The sequence below is a fragment of the Planotetraspora silvatica genome, assembly GCF_016863315.1.
Classification (GTDB): Bacteria; Actinomycetota; Actinomycetes; order Streptosporangiales; family Streptosporangiaceae; genus Planotetraspora; species Planotetraspora silvatica.
In genome coordinates, this window is sequence record NZ_BOOQ01000018.1 from 1 (window position 1) to 4,852 (window position 4,852).

Below are 4,852 nucleotides of genomic sequence, written 5' to 3' on the forward strand. Positions count from 1 at the left end.
GGCCGCGAAACACCCCTGCGTGGCCGACCCGGCCACGCAGGCCACATCTACGCAGGCCACAGGCATGCCAAGAAACAAGATCACCCGCTACGCCCTGTCGGACGTTCCGGCTGCTCCTCGGCCTCCACGACGAGTTCCTCATGCCACAACCGCCGCATCTCCGGGCAACTCTCGAGCACGTCACCGAGCGGGCCACGCCCGACGACCCGGCCGCGATCGAGCACGATGACCTGATCGGCGCGTTCGAGCGCCGCCTGCCGATGCGACACCACGAGCAGGGTCTCGGGGCCGCGCCCGTCCCGGGCGGCGTCGGCGATCCGGTCCCACAGCACCTTCTCCGTCTCCACATCAAGAGCGGACGACAGATCGTCGACGACCAGCAGGTCCGGCATCCGGACCAGAGCTCGCGCGGCGGTCGCCCGCTGCACCTGGCCACCGGACAGCCGTACGCCACGGGGGCCGACGATCGTGTCCAGGCCGTCGGGCATCTCGGCCAGATCCTCCTCGAACGCCGCCGACTCCAGTGCGCGGGCGAGATCCCCGTCGCTGCCGGACCGCCCGAGGAGCAGATTCTCCCGCAGCGATTCGGAGAACAGCCGCGGGACCTGGCTCGCGTACGCCGCACGGCCCGGCACCAGGAACGTCCCGGGATCGTCGACTGGCCGGCCGTTCCAGAAGATCGTGCCCTCGTCCGCTCGCACGAGGCCGAGCAGGGCGCGTACCAGAGTCGTCTTCCCCGACCCGACGGCGCCCGTGATGACGGTGAACGATCCCCTGCTGATCCGCAGGTCGACCGCGTGCACGCCGCGCCCGCTCCCGTCGAGGCGCACGGTCAGCCCGCGCGCCTCGACGACCTCGAGCGCGTCACCGTGATCCGGCGCGGACGCCGGCGGGACGGGTGGTTCCCGGTGGAACCAGACACCGCTGTTCCGCGACAGGTGATCGGCGTCCTCGTGGGGCGCCATCAGTCGTGTGAGCCGCTCCGTCGAGACCGCGGCCTGGGGCAGGCGGTAAAGCACCCGGCCGATGATGCGCGGCAGCGCCGTGAGCCAGCCCACATAGCTGGTGAACAGCGCGAGATCGCCCACCGTGAAGTCGCCGCGGCGCATCGCGGACGCGGCGAGGAGCAGGACGAGACCGATACTGATCTCGACGGTCGCGCTCGTCGAGGTCTCGAGCATGTCGGTCGCCAGCCGATCCTTCACGGCCGCGTCCCGTCTCCTCCGGTTGTGCTCACGCAGGCGCTCGAGTACGGCGTCCTCGGCGCCGGCGGTCTTGATCGCCAGCACGCCGCCGAAGGTCTCGCCGATGTACGCCGTGACGGCCGCGCCGAGCACCCGGGCACGACTGCGGAGTCGCCGGACCACCTCGCTCATCGACCGGCTGAGCACGCCGATCACGATCATGGGCACCACCAGGACGAGGGTGATGACGGGATCGATGGACGCCATGATCGCCAGCGCGCCACCGCTGAAGAGGAACGCCCCGGCGAGGGGCACGCTCTCGTCGACGAGTTCGACCAGGTCGCTCACGTCGTCACGCAGACGCGCGACCGACTCCCCCGGCGAGTGCGGCAGCCGGGCCGCGGCGGGTCCGGGCGCGGTGAGCACCGAGCGCAGAATGTTGGCCCGCAGGAGGGTCGCCATGGCGTCCCACCAGTAGCCCCCATACAGGTGCGCGATGTAGAGGATCAGGCTGCGGATCACCTCCACGCCCACGAACGCCGCGCACAACCAGAGAACCCGGTCCAGGCTCGCGACACTGTGTCCGCTGATCCGATCGAAGATCTGCTGCAGCAGCAGCCCGCTCCCGAGCGGGATGACGCTGACCGGCAGCCACAGGAGGCCTCCGATGAGATAGCGGCGCAGATCGTTGACCACGAGGCGTGCCGCCACCAGCGTTGCGGGCCTCATCGGCTCACCCCCGCCATGTCCAGCATGCGGGCGAACCTGCTGCCGGGATCCGTCACGAGGTCCTCGCGACGGCCGTACTCGACGACCCTTCCGCCGTCGATGACGGCGATCTTGTCCACGCGGGACAAGGAGGAGAGCTGATGCGCGATGAGCACCCCCGTCCGGTCGGCGAGCAGCCGGTCGACGCTCTGCTCGATGCGTCGCTCTGTGGCCGGATCGAGCCGGCTGGACGCCTCGTCCATCACGACGAGCCCGGGGTCGGCGAGGAACGCCCGGGCGAACGCGAGCAGCTGCGCCTCACCGGCAGAGACGCCGCTTCCCGAGACGCCCCCCAGCACGGTGTCGAGCCCGTCGGGCAGGGCCGCCAGCCAGTCGCCGAGACCGACGTCCATGAGAACGGCACGCAGCAGGCGGTCGTCTGGTGGCGGCCGGAAGAGCGTCAGGTTGTCCCGGACGCCGGCCGCGAAGATCTGCACGTCCTGCGTGACCGCACAGATCCGGCGACGGACCGAAACGGGGTCCGCGTCGCGCAGGTCGACCCCGCCTATCCGGACGGCGCCCTCGGTCGGGTCGTACAGCCGCAGCACCAGTCGCGCGATGCTGGTCTTCCCGCTGCCTGTACGGCCCACCAGGCCGAGCGTCTCGCCCGGAGCCAGGCTGATGGTGACGTGCGACAACACCTGTTCGCCGTCGTCGGGGTACGCGAAGCCCACGTCGTCGAGAGACAGTTCCAGCGGCCCGGTGTCCGGCAACGGCCGGGGGCCGACGGGCGCGGGCAACGTGCGCCGCTCGGCGAGCAGGCCGCCGATGCGGGTGACGCCGGCCAGCGCCGCCTGGTATTGCCTCAACTGGTCGATCAGCCGCTCGAACGGCGCCCGCACCATCAACGTGTACTGGAAGAGCAGCACGGCGGTGCCGACCGTGATCGCCCCGGACCTCTGGGCCCACGCGGCGAGACCGAGGGCGATGGCCGTACCGGCCGCGAACGCCACCCACGTGCCCGCGAGGAGGCCGACCCCGATCCACCCGCTCCGGAGGTTCGCCCGATACCAGGCGGAACTTGCCTGGTAGAGGCGGTGCACGGCGTGCTCTCCCGCGCCGTTGGCCCGGATGTCCTCCATGCCGGCCAGCCGTTCCTCCAGGTCGCCGAACAGCGCCGCGCCGGCCGCGCGCCCTCGGGCCGCGGACGGCACGGCCAGCCGCTGTGCGCGGGCCATGCCGAAACCGATCAGCAGGCAATAGACCAGCAGGAAGCCGCCGATCCGCGGATCGACGGTGAACACGATGACGATCACGCCGGCGAGCAGCAGGACGCCCGCGACGACGTCCAGCAGGAACGCGACGACGAACTCGGCGACGGCGACCACGTCCCCGTCCACCCGTTCGATCATCTCGCCGGGCGTGTGCCTGCCGTGGTAGGCCATGTCGAGACCGAGCGCGTGCTCGGCGAGGGTCTCCCTCAGACGGTTCGTGCCGTCCCACGCGAGCCGGCTCGCGAGCCAGCCGGTGAACATCCGCGCCGCTTGCCCGGCGACGGCGAGCGCGAGGTAGCCGAAGGCGATCAGCACGAGATGGCGGGTGCCCGCTCCGGCGATCGCGTCGTCGACGAAGCGGGCGGTGATGGGGGGCGCCAGTAGCGGCAGCGCCGTCGCGGCGACGACGGACACGGCCAGGGCCAGGGCGGAGCGACGCCCCGGTCGAAGGTGGCGCAGGACGGAACGCCGGGTCGTCACCCGGTCGGTGGTGGGCGTCATCGGCTAGACCCGCCGCCTGACGTGCAACAGGTATTCCTCACGGCTGAGCGGGTTGTGGTCGGTCCTCCGCCGGACGGGGACCGGCCCGCGTATCGGTTCGTAGTGGTCGAAGGCGGACTCCATCACCCCCTCGCCGTGGGTGAGCCCCCGCAATCGCTGCTGCAGGTCGTGCACCCGGTCGGCCGGGATGTCACCGTCCAGCGTGCACGCCGGGCCCCGCGTCGTCGTCGCCCGCGGGACGGCACGCAGCCGGGCCAGCACGGGGGCGATCGCTCCGATCGTGTCGGCCGGGACCTCGAGGTGGAAGCGGTGGATCGGCTCGCACACCACGGTGCCGGCCCGCTTCAGCGCGCTCATCAGCACCAGCGGCGTCAGCAGGCGGAAGTCCTTCGCGGTGGTCTCCGGAGAGGTGTAGCCGCACTGTGTGAGCGTCACCGTGCAGTCGATGACCTGCCATCCGTGCAGGCCCTGGCGCAGAGTCTCCCGCACCGTTTCCTCGAGCGCTCCGCGGAACTCCTCGACGGCCTTGTACACATAGAGCGGGATCGACTCGACCTTGACGTCCAGCCCGAACCGAACACCGGAGCCGGGGGCGGCCGGGTCGACACGCAACCCGACGGTGGCGAGGAACGGGTTGGGCGCCTTGCCGAGCAGTTCTACGGCGCCGCCGGTGTCGATCGGCCGTTCGACGCAGATCGTCGTCGTCTCGCGGAAGTCGACGTCGATGTCGAATTCGGTCGCCAGCGTCTGCTGGATGACCTCCTTCTGCACCTCACCGTAGAGGGAGAGGAACAACTCCTGCCGGATGTCGTCCTGCCGCAGATTGATCAGCGGATCCTGCTCGGCGAGTTGGGCGAGCGCGACATGCAGTGCGCCCTTCTCTCGGGGGTGTCGCGGAACGACGACCGTCTCCAGCGTGGGCGGCGCGAAGTGATGAGCCTCCTGGGCCGTTCGCGGCAGGCCGACCGCGTCGCCGATCCGGACGTCGGCGAGACCCCAGAGTTGCCCGATCTCCCCGGCGGCGACCGACGCGCGGGGCACAGCCGATCCGCGGTCGAAGACGCGGACCGAGGTGACCTTCCACTCGCCGTCCCGCTCGTTGCCCTGCTCGTTGCCCTGCTCGTTGCCCTGCTCGTTGCCCTGCTCGTTGCCCTGCTCGTTGCCCTGCTCGTTGCCCTGCTCGTT

Annotated in this window: 2 protein-coding genes and 1 pseudogene; all 3 read right to left on the minus strand. The window is 70.9% G+C overall.

Annotated elements, in window-relative coordinates; genetic code table 11:
• Window positions 1–80: 80 nt before the first annotated feature.
• The gene (locus Psi02_RS14615) at window positions 81–1,913 is read right to left on the minus strand and encodes an ABC transporter ATP-binding protein (RefSeq protein ID WP_203974431.1); all 1,833 of its coding nucleotides are present in this window, start codon (window positions 1,911–1,913) and stop codon (window positions 81–83) included.
• The gene (locus Psi02_RS14620; RefSeq protein WP_203974433.1) at window positions 1,910–3,667 is read right to left on the minus strand and encodes an ABC transporter ATP-binding protein; all 1,758 of its coding nucleotides are present in this window, start codon (window positions 3,665–3,667) and stop codon (window positions 1,910–1,912) included. Before Psi02_RS14620 ends, Psi02_RS14615 begins: the two co-directional genes overlap by 4 nt.
• Window positions 3,668–3,670: 3 nt before the next feature.
• Window positions 3,671–4,852: pseudogene (locus Psi02_RS14625) on the minus strand (TetM/TetW/TetO/TetS family tetracycline resistance ribosomal protection protein); the annotation flags it as partial.

Bases quoted from the DNA above. Each gene is read 5' to 3' on its own strand.
- Psi02_RS14615 (WP_203974431.1), bottom strand. From the start codon at position 1,913: ATGAGGCCCGCAACGCTGGTGGCGGCACGCCTCGTGGTCAACGATCTG.
- Psi02_RS14620 (WP_203974433.1), bottom strand. From the start codon at position 3,667: ATGACGCCCACCACCGACCGGGTGACGACCCGGCGTTCCGTCCTGCGC.